This is a genomic window from Halodurantibacterium daqingense (assembly GCF_042666235.1).
Lineage (GTDB): Bacteria > Pseudomonadota > Alphaproteobacteria > Rhodobacterales > Rhodobacteraceae > Halodurantibacterium > Halodurantibacterium daqingensis.
Genome location: NZ_JBHTFQ010000023.1, coordinates 1 through 17,446 on the forward strand (window position 1 = coordinate 1; position 17,446 = coordinate 17,446).

18 protein-coding genes are annotated in these 17,446 nt (G+C 63.4%); 14 read left to right on the forward strand and 4 right to left on the reverse strand.

Features of this window, described 5'->3' with window-relative positions:
* The first annotated feature begins 96 nt into the window (after positions 1-96).
* Entirely contained in the window at positions 97-834 is a 738-nt protein-coding gene (locus ACFQXB_RS19965) for an NYN domain-containing protein (protein ID WP_377406958.1), read from the forward strand.
* Positions 835-848: 14 nt separating this feature from the next.
* Here the strand turns inward: ACFQXB_RS19965 and ACFQXB_RS19970 are convergent, their stop codons facing one another.
* The gene (locus ACFQXB_RS19970; RefSeq protein ID WP_377406959.1) at positions 849-1,499 is read right to left on the reverse strand and encodes a TetR/AcrR family transcriptional regulator; all 651 of its coding nucleotides are present in this window, start codon (positions 1,497-1,499) and stop codon (positions 849-851) included.
* A 333-nt stretch (positions 1,500-1,832) separates the two neighbouring features.
* On the opposite strand from ACFQXB_RS19970, the gene ACFQXB_RS19975 reads away from it, so the two are divergent.
* From ACFQXB_RS19975 to map, 6 genes are all read left to right on the forward strand, one after another.
* Positions 1,833-2,762 carry an AEC family transporter gene (locus ACFQXB_RS19975; RefSeq protein WP_377406960.1) on the forward strand — a complete coding sequence of 310 codons (930 nt, stop codon included), beginning with the start codon at positions 1,833-1,835 and terminating at the stop codon, positions 2,760-2,762.
* An 18-nt stretch (positions 2,763-2,780) separates the two neighbouring features.
* The gene (gene fghA, locus ACFQXB_RS19980; protein WP_377406961.1) at positions 2,781-3,611 is read left to right on the forward strand and encodes an S-formylglutathione hydrolase; all 831 of its coding nucleotides are present in this window, start codon (positions 2,781-2,783) and stop codon (positions 3,609-3,611) included.
* Entirely contained in the window at positions 3,608-4,066 is a 459-nt protein-coding gene (locus ACFQXB_RS19985; protein WP_377406962.1) for a YaiI/YqxD family protein, read from the forward strand. The genes fghA and ACFQXB_RS19985 overlap by 4 nt, the downstream gene beginning before the upstream one ends.
* Positions 4,067-4,176: 110 nt before the next feature.
* A complete protein-coding gene (locus ACFQXB_RS19990) occupies positions 4,177-5,109 on the forward strand; it encodes an ornithine cyclodeaminase family protein (protein ID WP_377406963.1) in 933 nt (310 codons plus the stop codon).
* Between the two features lie 205 nt (positions 5,110-5,314).
* Positions 5,315-5,947 (forward strand): response regulator transcription factor, encoded by a 633-nt coding sequence (locus ACFQXB_RS19995; RefSeq protein WP_377406964.1) that lies wholly within the window; start codon positions 5,315-5,317, stop codon positions 5,945-5,947.
* A gap of 155 nt (positions 5,948-6,102) precedes the next feature.
* Positions 6,103-6,915: a type I methionyl aminopeptidase gene (gene map, locus ACFQXB_RS20000; protein WP_377406965.1), complete on the forward strand. Its 813-nt coding sequence runs from the start codon at positions 6,103-6,105 to the stop codon at positions 6,913-6,915.
* Here map and ACFQXB_RS20005 read toward each other — a convergent pair.
* A complete protein-coding gene (locus ACFQXB_RS20005) occupies positions 6,912-8,165 on the reverse strand; it encodes a DNA polymerase IV (protein WP_377406966.1) in 1,254 nt (417 codons plus the stop codon). The two genes, map and ACFQXB_RS20005, sit on opposite strands and share 4 nt — an antisense overlap.
* A 132-nt stretch (positions 8,166-8,297) precedes the next feature.
* Between ACFQXB_RS20005 and ACFQXB_RS20010 the strand changes: the two genes are divergently transcribed.
* The 3 genes from ACFQXB_RS20010 (at position 8,298) to ACFQXB_RS20020 (ending at position 10,002) form a co-directional block, all read left to right on the forward strand.
* Positions 8,298-9,191, forward strand: coding sequence for an SPFH domain-containing protein (locus ACFQXB_RS20010; protein WP_377406967.1), 894 nt, complete (start codon positions 8,298-8,300; stop codon positions 9,189-9,191).
* Positions 9,184-9,468 carry an NfeD family protein gene (locus tag ACFQXB_RS20015; RefSeq protein WP_377406968.1) on the forward strand — a complete coding sequence of 95 codons (285 nt, stop codon included), beginning with the start codon at positions 9,184-9,186 and terminating at the stop codon, positions 9,466-9,468. Before ACFQXB_RS20010 ends, ACFQXB_RS20015 begins: the two co-directional genes overlap by 8 nt.
* Before the next feature lie 102 nt (positions 9,469-9,570).
* The gene (locus ACFQXB_RS20020; protein WP_377406969.1) at positions 9,571-10,002 is read left to right on the forward strand and encodes a hypothetical protein; all 432 of its coding nucleotides are present in this window, start codon (positions 9,571-9,573) and stop codon (positions 10,000-10,002) included.
* A gap of 99 nt (positions 10,003-10,101) precedes the next feature.
* On the opposite strand, the gene pyrF is transcribed toward ACFQXB_RS20020, so the two are convergent.
* A complete protein-coding gene (gene pyrF / locus ACFQXB_RS20025) occupies positions 10,102-10,797 on the reverse strand; it encodes an orotidine-5'-phosphate decarboxylase (protein ID WP_377406970.1) in 696 nt (231 codons plus the stop codon).
* A gap of 90 nt (positions 10,798-10,887) precedes the next feature.
* On the opposite strand from pyrF, the gene ACFQXB_RS20030 reads away from it, so the two are divergent.
* Positions 10,888-11,661: a hypothetical protein gene (locus ACFQXB_RS20030; RefSeq protein WP_377406971.1), complete on the forward strand. Its 774-nt coding sequence runs from the start codon at positions 10,888-10,890 to the stop codon at positions 11,659-11,661.
* 108 nt (positions 11,662-11,769) lie between these two features.
* Positions 11,770-14,385 (forward strand): ATP-dependent chaperone ClpB, encoded by a 2,616-nt coding sequence (clpB, locus tag ACFQXB_RS20035; RefSeq protein ID WP_377406972.1) that lies wholly within the window; start codon positions 11,770-11,772, stop codon positions 14,383-14,385.
* Between the two features lie 538 nt (positions 14,386-14,923).
* Here clpB and ACFQXB_RS20040 read toward each other — a convergent pair.
* The gene (locus tag ACFQXB_RS20040) at positions 14,924-15,403 is read right to left on the reverse strand and encodes a fasciclin domain-containing protein (protein WP_377406973.1); all 480 of its coding nucleotides are present in this window, start codon (positions 15,401-15,403) and stop codon (positions 14,924-14,926) included.
* Positions 15,404-15,666: 263 nt separating this feature from the next.
* Between ACFQXB_RS20040 and msrP the strand changes: the two genes are divergently transcribed.
* Complete coding sequence (gene msrP, locus ACFQXB_RS20045) at positions 15,667-16,584, forward strand: protein-methionine-sulfoxide reductase catalytic subunit MsrP (protein WP_377406974.1); 918 nt, start codon at positions 15,667-15,669, stop codon at positions 16,582-16,584.
* Between the two features lie 5 nt (positions 16,585-16,589).
* A complete protein-coding gene (msrQ, locus tag ACFQXB_RS20050) occupies positions 16,590-17,204 on the forward strand; it encodes a protein-methionine-sulfoxide reductase heme-binding subunit MsrQ (protein WP_377406975.1) in 615 nt (204 codons plus the stop codon).
* The last annotated feature ends 242 nt before the right edge of the window (positions 17,205-17,446 follow it).

Genomic DNA, 17,446 nt, shown 5'->3' on the forward strand with positions numbered 1-17,446 from the left:
CCCGATGATCACCCACACCATGCCGCTTGACGACATCAACAAGGGCTTCGACCTGATGAAACAGGGCCAGAGCATCCGCTCGGTCGTCATATACTGATGGCGCGCGCCGGTATTCCGCTGCTTGCCGTTCTGGTCGATGCCGACAATTCCTCGCCGCAATGGGCCGAGGCGATCTTCGAGGAGATCGCGAGCCTGGGCGAGGCTTCGGTACGACGGATCTATGGTGATTTTTCGCGCGCACAGATGAAAGGGTGGGGTGACAGGCTTGCCGCCCTGGCGCTGGTGCCCCATCACCAGCCGGCGAACACCGTGGGCAAGAACGCCAGCGACATCGCGCTGGTGATCGACGCGATGGACCTGCTGCATTCGGGGCGGTTCGACGGCTTTGTGCTGATCTCGTCAGACAGCGATTTTACGCGCCTCGCCAGCCGCATTCGTGAACAGGGCCTGGACGTCTATGGCATCGGCCAGCGCAAGACGCCCGAGGCTTTCCGCAAGGCCTGCAAGCGGTTCATCTTCGTTGAAAACCTGCTTGAGCCAGCGGGTGGTGCGGTCGAGGCGGATGCCGATGCACCGCGTCAGGCAGCGTCCACGCCCCGGAAGGAGGCTGCGGCCAAGGCCTTGCCGCTGATCGAGGCCGCGATGCGGGCAATCGGCGGCGACGAGGACTGGTATTCGCTGGGCCAGATCGGACAGTTCATCATCGCCGCCAATCCTGACTTCGATTCGCGCAGCTACGGCAGTGCCAAGCTCAGTGATCTTCTTCTCAGCACGGGGCGGTTCGAGTTGCGGCGCGGTGAAGGCAATCAGATGCTTGCCCGTCTGAAAGACTGATCCACGCGGCAGCTTCAGCTGCTTCCAGCCTTGTCCGCGACACCATAGCGGGCCAGGAACATCTCGACCGCGCCGTGAATCACGCGTTCGATTTCCGGTTCGCGGAACGCGGGCGCGACGCCACAGATCATGCGTGGAAACAGATCGACCTTGCAGAGTTCAGCGAACTGATCGGCGGCAAGTTCGAAATCCTCGATCCGAAGCTCGCCGCGCGCGGCCGCCTGCCGCAGATAGAGAGCGATCCTCTCGCGCGCAAGCTTCGGGCCGCTTTCATAGAACTGACAGCCAAGGGCCGGAAATCGGTCGCTTTCCGCCACGCAGATCCTGAACACCTGCCGCCCGAACTCGGAGGTGAAGAATTCGATGATGCGGCGGGCGGCGCGCGTCAGAACGACGCGGGGCGGGGCCGTCCGTTCGGTCATGTCGAGCGGCTCATCTGCCTGACGCAGACATTCAAGCCGTGCCATTTCAAGAAACAGCAGGCGCTTGTCGGGAAAATAGCTGTACAGCGTTGCCTTGGATACGCCCGCTTCGCGGGCGATCTCGTCTACGCTGGCACCTTCAAACCCGTCACGAAGAAAGATCCGCCGGGCGCCTTCAAGAACCTGATCGTATTTGCGACCTTTGCGGATGGCCGCGCCGTCGGAAGTGGTAAGCGCCGTCATCGGATCTCCTATCCCGCACATCCTAGTGGCCGAAACGGAATGGATCAAGTCAGCGTGACGAGCGACAGCATCGGCTGCGGGCAGAAGTGGCTGAACGGCCAGAAGGCGCGGTGGCGTCGGTCAACCTCGACGATGCTGCGCCTCCTGAACCGCTCGGTTCACTTTTGCATCTTGGTCGCGAAGCGGCAACCCCTCTGATGGCTGGATCACGGCTCTGTGGCCTGACGTTACCGCAGGCGGCGGCCGGCAGTCGATCCTCCTGTTCGTTCCGATATGGCCCGGGGAAGCGAAGGATCTGGTCGCGTTCGATCCTGCATGCTATGGCCGGGGCAGATGCTAGCGATCTTTTTGAAGACCCTTCCGTTCTTTGCCCTGATCGGCCTGGGATACCTGGCGGGGCGGACGCGTTTTTTCCCCGAAGAGGCGACCGCATGGCTGACCAAGTTCGTGTTCTACTTCGCGCTTTCGGCAATGCTGTTCCGTTTCGCCGCGAACCTGTCGCTGGCCGAGATCTTCGACCTGCCGTTTGTTCTCGCCTATCTGAGTGGCAGTCTCGCGGTATACCTGATCGCGACCCTGGTCGCCTTTCTGCGCCGCCTCCCGGTCGCGGAAGCCGCCGTCGAGGCGCAGGTGGCGGTGATCGGGAACACGGGGTTCCTTGGTGTGCCGATGCTTGTAGTCCTGCTGGGGCCGGCAGCGGCCGGGCCGGTTCTGATGGTACTGGCCATCGACCTGATCGTGTTTTCCAGCCTGATCACATTGATCATCACCGGCTCGCGGCAAGGGCGGATGTCCTCGGGCGTCTTCCGCTCGCTGGGCATGGGGCTTCTGAAGAACCCCATGATCGTTTCAATCTCGCTTGGGCTTGCCTGGTCGGCAAGCGGGATGGCAGTTCCGGGGCCGTTGAACGAGTTCGTGGCCCTTCTGGGGGCGGCTGCCACGCCGGGCGCCTTGTTTGCAATCGGCGCGTCACTGGCGGCCCGTTCTGCCGAACGGATGCAGGTCGCGGTCTGGCTGTCCTTTGCGAAGCTGGTATTGCACCCCGCGGCGGTAGCGGTGGCGGCGCTGCTGCTGTTTCCCGTCGATCCGTTTGCGGCGGGGGTGATGATCGCGGCGGCGGCCCTTCCCGTGGCGGGGAATGTGTATATGCTGGCGCAACACTACGGGGTTGCACCACAAAGGGTCTCGGCGGCAATTCTGATCTCGACGGCGGTCAGCATCGTGACCGTGTCGCTTGTCATCGCCTGGGTCAGCGGGTTCTGACCCCAAAGGGAGGAAGTGATGAAGACTGTTTCGGAGAACCGTTGTTTTGGTGGAACGCAGGGCGTTTACAGCCACCAATCCGAAGCCACCGGCTGCGACATGACCTTTGGCCTGTTCCTGCCCGAAGAGGCAGAGGCGGGCCCGGTGCCGCTGCTATGGTATCTTTCGGGACTGACCTGCACGCATGAGAACGCGATGGTCAAGGCCGGTGCGCAGGCCTGGGCGGCGCAGCAGGGGATCGCGCTTGTCTTCCCGGACACATCGCCGCGCGGCGAAGGTGTGGCCGATGACGGGGCCTATGATCTGGGGCAGGGGGCGGGGTTCTATGTGAATGCCACCGAAACGCCCTGGGCGCCGCATTTCCAGATGTGGGATTACATCACCGGCGATCTGCCCCGGGTTCTGTTCAACAATTTCGCCCTGGATGAAGAACGCCAGGCAATCACCGGCCATTCGATGGGTGGCCATGGGGCGCTGACGATTGCCATGGCCCTGCCCGACCGGTTCCGTTCGGCTTCAGCCTTCGCGCCGATCGCCAATCCCACGGTCTCGGATTGGGGGCGCAAGCAGCTTGGCGCCTACCTTGGCGCTGATGAAATGACCTGGCGCCGGCATGACGCCACGATCCAGATGCACGAACGCGGTTTTGACGGGCCGATCCTGATCGACCAGGGCGCTGATGATCAGTTCCTTGACAAGCTGATGCCCGAGGCGCTGGCCGCCGCGATGATGGCACGCCGTCAGCCAGGACAGTTCCGGATGCAGAAGGGCTATGACCACAGTTATTTCTTCGTGGCCAGCTTCATGGAGGATCATGTCAGCTTCCATGCCGAGGCCCTCTACAGTTGACCACGATCTACGTTGACGCTGATGCCTGTCCGGTCAAGGCCGAGGCCGAGCGCGTTGCCAGCCGCCACGGGCTGCGGCTGGTCATCGTGTCGAACGGCGGGCTGCGACCGTCACCCAATCCGCTGGTCGAGATGGTTTTTGTGCCGGACGGGCCGGACGTGGCCGACATGTGGATCGCCGAGAGGGCAGGATGCGGCGATGTGGTGGTGACGGGCGACATCCCGCTGGCGGCGAGATGCGTCGACAAGGGTGCGCGGGTTGTCAAGCACAACGGTGAGGTTCTGACCGAGGCCAACGTTGGCGCCGTGCTTGCAACGCGCGATCTGATGAGCGACCTGCGTGCGGCGGATCCCTTCCGCCAGGGTGGCGGCAAGCCGTTCTCGAAGGCGGACAGATCGCGGTTCCTTGACGCGCTTGAACGCGAAGTGCAGCGTGCCCGGCGGCAGATGTCGTGAGGCTTGCCCGCGCTTGCGCGGGATGGGCCTGCTGCGATGCCCGCCAGTCCGGTGGCGCGCGGAAGCACGCCGCTGATGATCACAAGGATTTTTGCAGCAAGGAGAAGGGCATGAGCGTCGAGATCGTCGGACCGGAGGCCGAGGCATATCTGTCCTGGAAGGGCCTCCTGGAGGCGCTGACGAAGGGGCACGCGCTGCCGCCCGCGGAAATCGATGACACCTTCCTGTATCGCGGGCAGGACACGCTTCTTTCCCGATCCGCCTGGATCGATGGCATGGGCATCGCGGTCAAGACGGCGACGATCTTTCCGGAAAACCCATCGCGGGGGCGGCCGATGGTGAATGGCGCTGTCAGCCTGTTTTCGGATGACGGCGGGCAACTGGAAGCGATCGTGGATTTCCACCTTGTGACCAAGTGGAAAACTGCCGGCGACAGCCTTCTTGCCGCATCGCGGCTTGCGCGACCGGATAGTCGCAAGATTACGCTTGTCGGGGCGGGAACGGTCGCCCGTTCGATGGTCGAGGCCTATTCGAGTCTGTTTCCCGATGCGCGCTTCACGGTCTGGAACCGAAGCCCGGCCGCCGCAGAAGCGATGGCGGCCGATCCACGTGTCACCGCCACCCGCGATCTCGAAGCGGCGGTGCGCACCGCCGACATCATCTGCACGGCGACGATGACCACCGAACCCCTGGTCGAGGGCGCCTGGTTGCAACCGGGACAGCATCTGGACCTGATCGGCGCCTATCGCCCCGATATGCGCGAGGTGGATGACCTTGCCCTGCAACGCTCCATCCTGTTTGTCGACAGCCGTGCCACCACCATCGGCCATATCGGCGAGCTGAAGATCCCGATCGCGGCAGGTGTCCTGCGCCCGGATGACATCCGCGCAGACTTCTACGAACTGGGCTCTGGGCGCTTTTCCCGCCAGAGCGCCGAAGACATCACGATCGCAAAAAACGGTGGCGGCGCGCATCTTGACCTGATGACCAGCCGCTACATCCTTGAAAGCTGGCGGAACCGCGGGGCTGCCGCGCAAGTCTGAAGAGGAGAGCGGATTCAGGTGCCCGTGCGCCGGTTCCAAATGGGCGCATGTGGCGGGACTGGGCCTTTCGCGACTTTTCCGCCATCGATTGCGCCGCCGGCGCTTGATTTATGAACTGAAACTGTGACTATGGCCTGAAAGGACCCTGATTGACCCGGCGATCATGAAGGCTCCGGTTGATGATAGCCGAGGTAATGTTACACAGATGAACGCCCCGCCCGAACCGATCCGGCTACTTGTTGCAGACGACCACGACATGGTGATCGAAATGATCTCGATGTACCTTTCGGCGCATCCTGACATCGAGGTCGAAATTGCCAAGTCGCTGGATGAAGCCCTGGAGAAGGTGGCGCGGAACGGGCCTTTCGATATCCTGCTGCTTGATTACAACATGCCAGGGATGAACGGCATGTCGGGGCTGACAAAGGGACTGCGTGCCAATGGCGGCAAGCCCGTGGCGATCCTGACAGGCAATCCGTCGCGGCGACTGGTCGAAGATGCGATCGAGGCAGGGGCGGCGGGGGTGATCCCCAAGACCAACTCGGTGCGCAGCCTTGCCAACGCGATCCGGTTCATCAACGCGGGTGAACAGTACATTCCGCTTGAACTGATGCGCGACAAGGCAATCTCGCACGAGCCCGGCCCTGGCAGGCTGAGTGAAAAGGAAATGCTTGTCCTGTCACATCTGGCCGAGGGAAAGCAGAACAAGGTGATTGCCAACGAACTCAAGCTTGCCGAGGCGACGGTAAAGATGCACGTCAAGGCGATCTGCAAGAAGCTGGGCGTCACGAACCGGACGCAAGCCGTCATCGCATCCCGGGACCGCGGCATCATCTGAGGGCGCCTGCGGAAGCCGTTCCGGATATTCCCGCGGAAATGTTGAGCCTTTGTCCCTGTCAAGCTGCGGCGCCCTCCGGCTGCCTGATGGCGTTCCTCTGGCCAAAGTGCGATTCTTTGCTTATTTAGCCCTTGCAGTTGGATGGAGGGCTAGGCGTGGACGACAACCTGCGTGGCCGTGTGACGAAGGACGGCATCAGGATCTATGAACCCGGCGATTTTGTGGGGATGCGCACGGCCGGGAGACTTGCCGCCACCATCCTGGACGAGATCGCGCCCTTCGTGGTGCCCGGGGCAACGACCGGCGAGCTTGACCGGATCATCACGGAAAAGGTTCAGGCCTCGGGCGCGCTGTCAGCGACGATCGGCTATCGCGGATACCAGCACGCCTCCTGCATCAGCGTGAACCATGTCGTCTGTCATGGAATTCCCGGGCCGAAGGTGCTCAAGAACGGCGATATCCTGAACATCGACGTGACGGTCATCGTGGACGGCTGGTATGGCGACACAAGTCGCATGTATGTGGCGGGCGTGCCCAGCCGCAAGGCCGAGCGCCTTGTGCAGGTCACGCATGACGCGCTGATGAAGGGGATCGAGGCCGTTCGGCCCGGTGCGACCTTTGGCGATATAGGCGCGGCGATCCAGAGCTACGTGGAGGCACAGCGCATGTCTGTGGTGCGCGATTTTTGCGGCCACGGGCTGGGCAGGGTGTTCCACGCGCCCCCGAACGTCCTGCACTACGGCCGCCCTGGAACCGGCGCCGTTCTTGAGGAAGGGATGTTCTTCACGATCGAGCCGATGGTCAACCTGGGCCGGCCCGAGACCAAGGTGCTGGCAGATGACTGGACGGCGGTCACCCGCGACAAGTCGCTCTCGGCCCAGTTCGAGCACTCTATCGGTGTGACCGCAGACGGTTGCGAGATTTTCACTCAGTCGCCCGCGGGACTTTTTCATCCGACCTCGCGCTAGCGTAGCGCCCGGCCCTTGATGATCGCGTCGGGGCCAAACCGCGCCCGGATCCTGTCGGTGGCGCGCTCTGCCTCGGCGCGGCGTGCGGCATCTGGATCTAGAAGGTCCGGGACCGGTTCTGCCTCGGCTGCACCGCCCAGTTCCGTGAGCCCGACGCCGACCAGGCGAAACGGCCCTGGATCGGCCGCCGCATCGAGAAGCGCGCGTGCCACGCGATAGATACGGTCTGCGAATTGCGTGGGGCAGGCAAGGCTTTGCCGGCGGGTCAGAAGCCGGTGGTTGCTGCGCTTCAGCTTGAGGGTGATGACGCGGCCCGCAAGGGCCTTGGCCTTGGCGCGATCGGCGACCTTTTCGGACAGGCGCCACAGATGACCGTCCAGAAGATCCGGATCGCCGATATCTTCGTGGAAGGTTGTCTCGTTCGAGATCGATTTGACCGGCGCATGGGCCGAAACGCGGCGCCTGTCCGTTCCACGTGCCAGATGCCATAGCCTCTCGCCCATTGTGCCGAAGCGGACCGCAAGATCCTTGCGCTCCCAACGCAGCAGATCGTCGAAACTGCGGATGCCCGCGTTTTCAAGCGCGGCTTGCCCCGCCGCGCCTACCCCCCAGATCAGCCGCACCGGCTTGTCGCGCAAGAAGGCAGCGGTCTCGGCCTTGCCGATCAGGGAAAAGCCGCGCGGCTTGTCCAGGTCCGAGGCGACCTTGGCGAGAAACTTGTTATGTGACAGCCCGATCGAGCCGGAAAGCCCCAGTTCGCTTTCCATGCGCCGGATCAGTCCGGCCAGCAGAACCGCCGGCGGCGCGCCATGCAGACGTTCGGTTCCGCTCAGGTCGAGGAAGGCTTCGTCCAGTGACAGCGGCTCGACTGCGGGAGTCAGGTCGTCCATCATCGCCCTGATCGCGCGTGAAGCCTTGGCATAGGCTTGCATCCGCGGCTTGATGACCTCGGCCTCGGGGCACAGCCGAAGCGCCTGAAACATCGGCATTGCCGAACGAACGCCGCGGATGCGGGCAAGATAGCAGGCCGTCGAGACCACGCCCCGCCGGCCCCCGCCGATAATGACCGGCTTGTCGCGCAGCCCCGGGTTGTCGCGCTTTTCAACGCTGGCATAGAAGGCGTCGCAATCCATATGCGCAATGGAAAGCGAGAACAGTTCGTCATGATTTGTGACGCGGGGACTGCGGCAGCTGGGGCAGCGGGGCCCGCTGTCGAAGCGGGCAAGACAGTCGCGGCAAAGGGCAGGCATGGGTGACCGGTGGCAGGGGATCCGGGGCAGCCTAGCGCCCCGGCGCGCCGTCGCCAACGCGATTCGCGACCTATGCGTTGCGCGGAACGCCGGACGCACCCATATTGGACGGACACCACAAAGGGGAAACGCGTGACACAGTTTGAGGATCTTCTTGGCGGCGTGAATGTGGTGATCCTTCTGATCGCCGCCTTCCTGATCATCTCGATCTTTCTGGGCGTGCGGATCGTGCCGCAGTCGGAAAAGCATGTGGTAGAACGGTTCGGTCGCCTGCGCTCGGTCCTTGGGCCGGGGATCAACTTCATCGTGCCTTTTCTGGATGTGGTGCGGCATCGGATCTCGGTGCTGGAGCGGCAGCTTCCCAATACCCGGCAGGATGCGATTACGGCCGACAACGTGCTGGTCCAGGTGGAAACCAGCGTTTTCTACCGCATCATGGAGCCGGAGCGCACTGTTTACCGTATCCGGGATGTGGATGCGGCTATTTCAACCACCGTCGCCGGGATCGTCCGGTCGGAGATCGGGACGATGGAACTGGACGAGGTGCAGTCGAACCGCGCCCGGCTGATTGCGCGGATTCGCGAATCCATCGAGCAGGTGGTCGAGGATTGGGGCATCGAAGTGACGCGGGCCGAACTTCTGGATGTGAATCTTGATGCAGCGACCCGTGCCGCGATGCTGCAACAGCTGAACGCCGAACGTGCCCGCCGCGCCACGGTGACCGAAGCCGAAGGGCGCCGCCGTGCGGTGGAACTGGACGCCGATGGACAGCTTTACGCTGCCGAGCAGGAAGCGAAGGCGCGCCGCATCCAGGCGGATGCCGAAGCCTATGCGACCGCCGTCATCGCCGCAGCCATCCGTGACAATGGCCTTGAGGCGGCGCAGTATCAGGTGGCGCTGAAGCAGGTAGAGGCCCTGACCAAGGTCGGGCAGGGCGAAGGCAAGCAGACCATCCTTGTGCCCGCGCAGGCCCTGGACGCCTTTGGGGATGCTTTCCGGATGCTGCGGGGAAACAGGGGTGAGTAACGTCTGGTGGCTCTGGGTTGCGGCAGGTCTGGCACTTGCCATTGTCGAGGTGGTCGTGCCCGGGTGGATTTTTGCCGGTTTTGCCCTGGGGGCGGTGTTGACGGGCCTGTTGCTGCTGACCGAGATCTGGCCCGCCGGCTGGATGGGGGCGGGGACGGTCAATCAGCTTCTGGTGTTTGCAGTGATATCCTTGCTGTGCTGGTTGGTGCTGCGATTGCTTCTGGGGGTGCGCAAGGGCCAGGTGAAATACTGGGACCGCGATATCAACGAGAACTGAAGCCTTGATCGGCGACTCCTTGCCCATGATGCATTTGACGGGAACAGGATGCGGGTTCGCGGGGTTCTGTCGTCGATGACCTTAAGGTGAAAGGAGATTGTTGTGGACCCCGTTCATAACCAACCGCGAAACGTCCATCCCGACGGCCGTCGTGTAGATGCCCCGGAAGGGGCGGGTCGCTCGGGCGGCGGTCGCACGATGTGGTATATCGTGGCCGCAGTCGTCATCATCGCGATCGTGGCGATCATTGCCATGTCGGGTGGTGGGACCGATCAGGGCACGACGCAGCCTGGTACCGCGACCGGACCGACGGCTACCGAAACCGCGCCAGCAGCGGATCAGGCAACCGATCCCGCAATGACGGCCCCTGCAACAGATCCGGCAGGAACCGCACCCGCCACCGATCCGGCAGGAACCGCCCCGGCCACCGATCCGGCAGCACCGGGCGCGGCGGCCCCGGGGACCGACCCGCTTGCGCCCGCCCCGGGTGGTGAGACGACGGCACCCGGCACCACCGGCACCGCCCCTAACTGACGCCGGGCGTTTCGGTGCTGGACCGGACGGAAGAGCCCCGTTCCGGTTCGGCTTCGGGCAGAACTGACGATCCCGGCGCGACGCTGCGCCGGGATCTTTTCACGTCAACTGCGCCAGAACGGCCAGCGCCTCGGCCCGCGGATCGGGTGCCTGCCAGATCGGGCGACCGACCACGATGTGATCTGCCCCGGCGCGGATCGCCGCGGCCGGTGTTGCTGTCCGCTTCTGGTCATTGGCCGCCGAACCTGAAGGCCGTACCCCTGGCGTGACGATCAGCCGCCCGGCGGCCTCGGGCAGCGCGCGGATCGCCGCCGCCTCGTGCGGTGAGGCGATCAGCCCGTCTGCCCCGGCGAGCAGCGCCTTGCGGGCGCGTTCCAGAACGATCTCTTCCATGTCTCCGGCCCGGATCAGACTGTCATCCAGGTCTGCGCGGTCAAGCGAGGTCAGGATCGTCACCGCGAGAATTCTGAGCGGCGTTCCGGCGGCCCCCTCTTTCGCGGCGCGAACGACGTGAGGATCGCCATGCACTGTCAGGAAGTCGAGGTCATGGCGGGCAAGGCCCCGCACTGCAGCCTCGACCGTGGCGCCGATATCGAACAGCTTCATGTCGAGGAAGATGCGCTTGCCGTGATCCTGCTTCAGTTCATTTGCCAGCGCGAGCCCCCCGCCCGTCAGCATGCCGAGCCCGATCTTGTAGAAGCTCACGCTGTCGCCCAGAGTCTCTGCCAGCCGAAGTCCTGTCAGTGCGTCGGGAACGTCAAGCGCCACGATCAGGCGGTCGTCGGCAAGGGTCATGGGGGTCTCCTTCAGGATGGCGCGGCGACAGCGCGGTTGACTTGCCTGTCACGGCAGCGAAGATGCCCCCGTGCGATAAGGGAAAGGCCGATGCGGATCAATATAATCGTGGAGCGGGAGGCAGAGGATCCGCGTTCGGGGCCGGTGGTTGTCGGGTGGTTTCGGGCGACTGAAAAGGGCGGCGTGCTGTTCGATCCGCCTGAACGGGTTACCTTCCGCGAAACCAATCGCAGCCACGCGAAATCGGCCGCCCGATGTCCGGCGGTAATCAATCTTGAAAGCCGCTATTTCTTGATCCGCTGCCCATTCGATCTGCATATCGGCTTTGGCCGTGACGCGAGCGGTAAACCGGTACTCATCAACCGGGCGGGCGCGGCAAGCCCGATACGGTCCAACAAGCTGAACGAGGTCCTGACGCTGGTGAGCGAGGCCGAATGGCGCTATCCGGGCAGGCCCACGATCCAGTTGCAGCTGCCTTACGTGTTCATTGCGGATGAGTTGGTCTACATGACGCAGCTTGACGCCTTCGCACATTATCGGCGCCAGCCGCTTCCGGGCACGATCTTTGGCGGGCGCTTCCCCATCAACCTCTGGCCCCGCCCGATCATGTGGGCCTTCGAGTGGCACGAGCCTGAGAAGGACCTGGTCCTGCGGCGCGGCGACCCGCTGTTCTACTGCCAGTTCGAAGGCCAGGGGCCGGAACGCCCGCTGCAGATGATCGAGGCGGAACGCACCCCCGAACTGCAGGCCTACATGGATCACATAAGCGGTGCCGTGAATTACGTGAACCAGACCTTTTCACTGTTTCGGGCCGCCGAAGCCGCACGCCCGGCCCGGTTGCTGAAACCGCGCGGCGCGTGCTGAGAGACCCTTGTTGCCGGAAGGTATTCTTCCCACATGAGGGGTGAGGCCAGAGGGGCCGTGCCGCATCAGGGTGGCCCCGGGACTGGCGCTTCATGAAGGAGAATGCCCATGAACCTGGAAAAGTTCACCGAGCGGGCCCGCGGTTTCCTGCAGGCCGCCCAGACGATCGCGATGCGCGAAAGCCATCAGCGGCTTGGTCCCGAACATCTTCTGAAGGCACTGCTTGACGACGATCAGGGCCTTGCCTCGAACCTCATCAAGCGCGCGGGTGGCGAGCCGCAGCGCGTGCTCGAGGCGGTCGATCTGGCCCTGTCAAAGCAGCCGCGTGTCACTGGTGACGCCGGACAGACCTATCTTGACCAGTCCACGGCCAAGGTTCTGGATGAGGCAGAGAAGATCGCGAAAAAAGCCGGCGACAGCTTTGTGCCCGTCGAGCGGATCCTGACGGCGCTCGCAGTCGTGCCATCGAAGGCCAGGGATGCCCTTACCGCGGGTGCGGTGAACGCCCAGAACCTGAATGCCGCGATCAATGACATCCGCAAGGGCCGCACGGCCGACAGCGCCACCGCCGAAAGCGGCTATGACGCGCTGAAGAAATATGCCCGTGATCTGACCGAGGCCGCACGCGAAGGAAAGATCGATCCGATCATTGGTCGCGACGAGGAAATCCGCCGCGCCATGCAGGTTCTGTCGCGCCGTACCAAGAACAACCCGGTGCTGATCGGTGAGCCGGGCGTCGGAAAGACCGCGATTGCGGAAGGTCTGGCGCTGCGGATCGTGGATGGCGACGTGCCGGAAAGCCTGCGCAACAAACGGCTGATGGCGCTGGACATGGGCGCGCTGATCGCCGGGGCGAAATATCGCGGCGAGTTCGAGGAGCGGCTGAAGGCAATCCTGTCGGAAGTGACGGCTGCCGCCGGCGAGGTCATCCTGTTCATCGACGAGATGCACACTCTTGTGGGTGCCGGGAAGTCCGAAGGCGCGATGGATGCGGCAAACCTGATCAAGCCCGCCCTTGCCCGCGGAGAACTGCATTGCATCGGCGCGACGACGCTGGATGAATACCGCAAGCATGTGGAAAAGGACGCAGCCCTCGCCCGGCGCTTCCAGCCGGTGATGGTGAGCGAGCCGACCGTGGAAGACACGATCTCGATCCTGCGCGGCATCAAGGAAAAATACGAGTTGCACCACGGGGTGCGCATCTCGGATTCGGCGCTGGTGGCAGCGGCGACGCTGTCGCATCGCTATATCACCGACCGTTTCCTGCCCGACAAGGCCATCGATCTCGTGGACGAAGCGGCCTCGCGGCTGCGCATGGAGGTGGATTCGAAACCCGAAGAACTGGATGCGCTGGACCGCGAGATCCTGCAGAAACAGATCGAGGCCGAAGCGCTCAAGAAGGAGGACGATGCTGCCAGCCGCGATCGCCTGGAGAAGCTGGAGCAGGAACTGTCCAACCTGACGCAGCGGTCAGCCGAGATGACTGCACGCTGGCAGGCCGAACGCGACAAGCTTGAGGCGGCCCGCGACGTGAAGGAACAGCTTGACCGCGCGAAGGCCGAACTGGATCAGGCCAAGCGTGAAGGGGATCTGGCCCGGGCCGGACGGCTCACCTATGGCGTGATCCCGGATCTGACGCGACGGCTTGCCGAGGCAGAAAGCCGTGATGGCGACGTGATGGTCGGCGAAGCGGTTCGCCCGGAACAGATTGCCGAAGTGGTCGAGCGCTGGACCGGTATTCCCACGTCCAAGATGCTGGAGGGCGAACGCGAAAAGCTGCTGCGCATGGAAGAGGAACTGGGCAAGCGTGTCATTGGTCAGCGCGAGGCGGTGATTGCGGTCGCGAATGCGGTGCGCCGTGCGCGTGCGGGTCTGAACGACGAGAACCGGCCATTGGGTTCGTTCCTGTTCCTGGGGCCGACCGGCGTCGGCAAGACCGAGCTGACCAAGGCCGTCGCCGAATACCTCTTTGACGATGACAATGCGATGGTGCGGATCGACATGTCGGAGTTCATGGAGAAACACGCCGTTTCACGGCTGATAGGCGCGCCTCCGGGCTATGTCGGTTATGACGAAGGCGGGGTTCTGACCGAGGCAGTGCGGCGCCGGCCCTATCAGGTCGTGCTGTTCGACGAGGTGGAAAAGGCCCACCCGGATGTCTTCAACGTACTGCTGCAGGTGCTCGACGACGGGGTTCTGACGGACGGGCAGGGGCGGACGGTCGATTTCAAGCAGACGCTGATCGTCCTGACCTCGAACCTTGGGGCGCAGGCGCTGAGCCAGTTGCCTGACGGGGCCGACCCGGCGCCGGCGCGGCGCGCGGTGATGGAAGCGGTGCGGGGGCATTTCCGCCCGGAGTTCCTGAACCGGCTGGATGAAACGATCATCTTCGACCGCCTGACCCGCGAAAACATGACCGGTATCGTCGAGATCCAGCTTGCACGGCTGGCGCGGCGCCTCGAGGCCCGCAAGATCACGCTGGAGCTGGATGAGGCGGCGCGGAAGTGGCTTGCCGACGAAGGCTATGATCCGGTGTTCGGGGCCCGGCCGCTCAAGCGCGTGATTCAGCGGGCATTGCAGGATCCGCTGGCCGAAATGCTGCTGGCAGGCGATATTCTTGACGGAAGCGTGGTGCATGTCACTGCCGGTCCCGAGGGGCTTGTCATTGGCAACCGTGTGGCCCCGTCGCGGCGAGAGCCGCCGCAGGCAGCGGTCGTGCACTGAACGACTCCCGGTGCGCGGTAGGCAGATTGGCCAGCCGCGCACTTGCTGCTTCTGTGCACGGTCTGCGGGCGAGGCGGGAACGCGATCACGCGCTGACCGGTGGGCGCATGCCCGTCCGGTACAACACCACTGCGCTTCGCGTAATCCATCAGAACCTTCCGTCTGGGATGCTGGCCTGGGCACTGCCTGTGTGACTGTCGCGTGCGTGTGCCGATAAAGCTCCCGAATCCTTGCCTGTTGCTCCTGCTGTCCCTGCCCGGTGGGCACCAGGACAGCGGAAGCGTCGGTTTCACGATCCAAGGCAGAATCGTGTCTCGCCTCGGACCTTCCGCGTGATCCGGCGGTGCACGTCCCGAGCCTTTTGGAACATGCCGTTCCGGCCGCGCCTTCGCCGCCCGTCCTGTCATACCGAAAAGCCGCAGAAGCGGGAAAGCAATCTGCTCGGCGGCTGGTTCAACCGCGGTTTCGCGGGGCGCTTCGCACATTTCCTGGGCTGCCGAAGTGGAAGGGGCGGCTTGTGCCGCCCCTTCGCACGGCCCTAGTCAGGCATGATGACCGCGTCGATCACGTGGATCACGCCGTTGGACGCTTCGATGTCGGGCGTGACAATGTTCGCGCCGTCGATTTTGGGACCTCCTTCAAGCGTGATTGTCACCTCGCTGCCCTGAACCGTCATTGCGGTCAGCCCTTCCGACAGATCGGCCGACATCACAGCCCCGGGAACCACATGATAGGTCAGGATCGCCACCAACTGGTCGCGGTTCTCGGGCTGGAGAAGCGATTCCACGGTTCCTTCGGGCAACGCTGCAAAGGCGTCGTCCGTCGGCGCAAAGACGGTGAACGGGCCGTCGCCTTTCAGCGTGTCAACGAGCCCCGCGGACTCAAGCGCCGTAACAAGGGTTGTGAAGCTCCCGGCAGCCACAGCTGTATCGACAATGTCCTGCCCGTGCGTTTCGGCATACGCCGGAAGGGCAATGAAAGCGGCGGCGCTGAGCGAAAGAAAGGTTCTGCGGATCACTGGTATCACTCCGTTTCCTCGATGCCTTGCTGGCAACGACTCGGGTACGCGAGGTTGTAACGGCCGGATCAGGATCACCTTTCCGGGATCGAGGCTTGACCTTGTTGCAATCCGCCCCAAGCCACGGCGCACTGCCGCTGCCAGACAAACTGGTGTGATCAGAGGTGAGCGATTCGTGATCAGTCGTCGGGCCGCCGCGCGCGCACAATGTAGTCTGGTGGCCGTAGTCTGCGTACATCTGCCCAGGTAACGAGGGAATCTGGATGTTCAGGAGCAAGTTGCAATGGTCGGAGGTCACTCCGCGCGAGGTTTTCGTCAACCGCCGTCGGCTGCTTTCCGGTGCAGGGGCGACGTTTGCCCTGAGCGGAAGCGGCGTGGCGCTGCGTGCCGAGGCTCACCGCAGCCCGTATTCTACGGATGAACCGCCGAACAGTCTGGATCAGATTACGCGGTTCAACAATTTCTACGAGTTCGGACCGGACAAGGAGGATCCGGTGCGCCACGCAGGGGCATTGACCACGGATCCTTGGGCCGTCGTCATTGATGGTCTGGTCGAGCGCCCGGGCCGCTACGATCTTGCCGATGTTCTGTCGGGCCGTGTTCTGGAAGAGCGTATCTACCGCCTGCGCTGCGTCGAGGGATGGTCGATGGTCATTCCCTGGATCGGTTTCGAGTTGCGGGGTTTGCTTGCCCGCGTCGGGGTTCAGCCGTCCGCGCGTTATGTCGCGTTCGAGACGCTTCTGCGCCCCGAAGAGATGCCCGCCCAGCGAACCGGTCTGTTGGACTGGCCCTATCGCGAGGGGTTGCGCCTGGACGAGGCAATGCATCCGCTGACCCTGCTTGCGACCGGGCTTTATGGCGAGACGCTGCCCAACCAGAACGGCGCGCCGCTGCGGCTGGTGGTGCCGTGGAAGTACGGTTTCAAGTCGATCAAGTCGATCGTCCGGATTACCTTGACGGAAGAGCTTCCGGTCACGACCTGGAACCGGATGGATCCTTCCGAGTACGGCTTCTATGCCAACGTCAATCCCGAGGTCGATCACCCCCGTTGGAGCCAGGCCAGCGAACGACGCATCGGCGGCGGCTTCTTCGCGCCAAGGATCCCGACCGAGATGTTCAACGGCTACGGAGAAGAGGTCGGCACGCTCTATGCCGGCATGGATCTTCGGGTGAATTATTGAGCGTGCTGGCGATAGAGGGTGTGAATCGCGGCTTGCGCCGCGTGCCGGTGGCGGTGGTCTGGGTTGCCGGGCTTGTCCCGTTGCTTCTGCTTGGCCTTCAGGCTGCGCTCGACGGGCTGGGGGTTGACCCGGTCAAGGCGCTGGAGCGGCAACTGGGGAAACTGGCCCTTCAATTCCTTGTTCTGGGCCTGCTGATCACGCCGCTGCGGCGTTTGGCCGGACTTGATCTGCTGCGCTTCCGCAGGGCGATCGGTCTTCTTGCTGCGGGCTATGCGTTTCTGCACCTGCTTGTCTGGCTGGGTCTCGACATGCAGTTTCAGGTCGGCCAGATCCTGCGCGACATTGCACGGCGACCTTACCTTGTCGCGGGGGTGATCAGCCTTGTGCTACTCGTGCCGCTGGCGGTGACCTCGACCGATCGGGCGATGCGTCGGATGGGCCCGCTGAAATGGCGACGTCTGCATCTTCTTGTCTATCCGGCGGCGCTTCTTGGCGCGTTCCACTACATGCTGCTGGTCAAGGGGCGACCGCCCGAACCTCTGATCTATGCCATGGTGATCGTGGTACTGCTGGTCTTGCGGATTCTTCGGGTATGGGTCCGGCGGCCGAGTCGCGCCTGATGGCATCATGCTTGCCACCTGCGCCGCAGCGGCCAGGCCGCGGCAACGAACTGTCGCTTCCATGACGGAGATCGAGCCGAATATTGCGCCCCGGTCGCGGATTTTCGGCGAAAAATGTCGCCGGTAGAAAATGTTAGGATTTCGTCATTTTTCCTCTTGCGGATATTTGTTGTGGTTCGTAAATACCGCTTCACCGAGACGGACGGTAGCGGGTTGGAGCGGTTGCTCTGGTTGGTTGTCTG

Coding starts and splice junctions, on each gene's coding strand:
- fghA (WP_377406961.1), top strand. CDS start 2,781: ATGAAGACTGTTTCGGAGAACCGTTGTTTTGGTGGAACGCAGGGCGTT.
- ACFQXB_RS19995 (WP_377406964.1), top strand. CDS start 5,315: ATGAACGCCCCGCCCGAACCGATCCGGCTACTTGTTGCAGACGACCAC.
- clpB (WP_377406972.1), top strand. CDS start 11,770: ATGAACCTGGAAAAGTTCACCGAGCGGGCCCGCGGTTTCCTGCAGGCC.
- ACFQXB_RS20030 (WP_377406971.1), top strand. CDS start 10,888: ATGCGGATCAATATAATCGTGGAGCGGGAGGCAGAGGATCCGCGTTCG.
- ACFQXB_RS19990 (WP_377406963.1), top strand. CDS start 4,177: ATGAGCGTCGAGATCGTCGGACCGGAGGCCGAGGCATATCTGTCCTGG.
- pyrF (WP_377406970.1), bottom strand. CDS start 10,797: ATGACCCTTGCCGACGACCGCCTGATCGTGGCGCTTGACGTTCCCGAC.
- ACFQXB_RS19970 (WP_377406959.1), bottom strand. CDS start 1,499: ATGACGGCGCTTACCACTTCCGACGGCGCGGCCATCCGCAAAGGTCGC.
- ACFQXB_RS19965 (WP_377406958.1), top strand. CDS start 97: ATGGCGCGCGCCGGTATTCCGCTGCTTGCCGTTCTGGTCGATGCCGAC.
- msrP (WP_377406974.1), top strand. CDS start 15,667: ATGTTCAGGAGCAAGTTGCAATGGTCGGAGGTCACTCCGCGCGAGGTT.
- ACFQXB_RS19975 (WP_377406960.1), top strand. CDS start 1,833: ATGCTAGCGATCTTTTTGAAGACCCTTCCGTTCTTTGCCCTGATCGGC.
- ACFQXB_RS20005 (WP_377406966.1), bottom strand. CDS start 8,165: ATGCCTGCCCTTTGCCGCGACTGTCTTGCCCGCTTCGACAGCGGGCCC.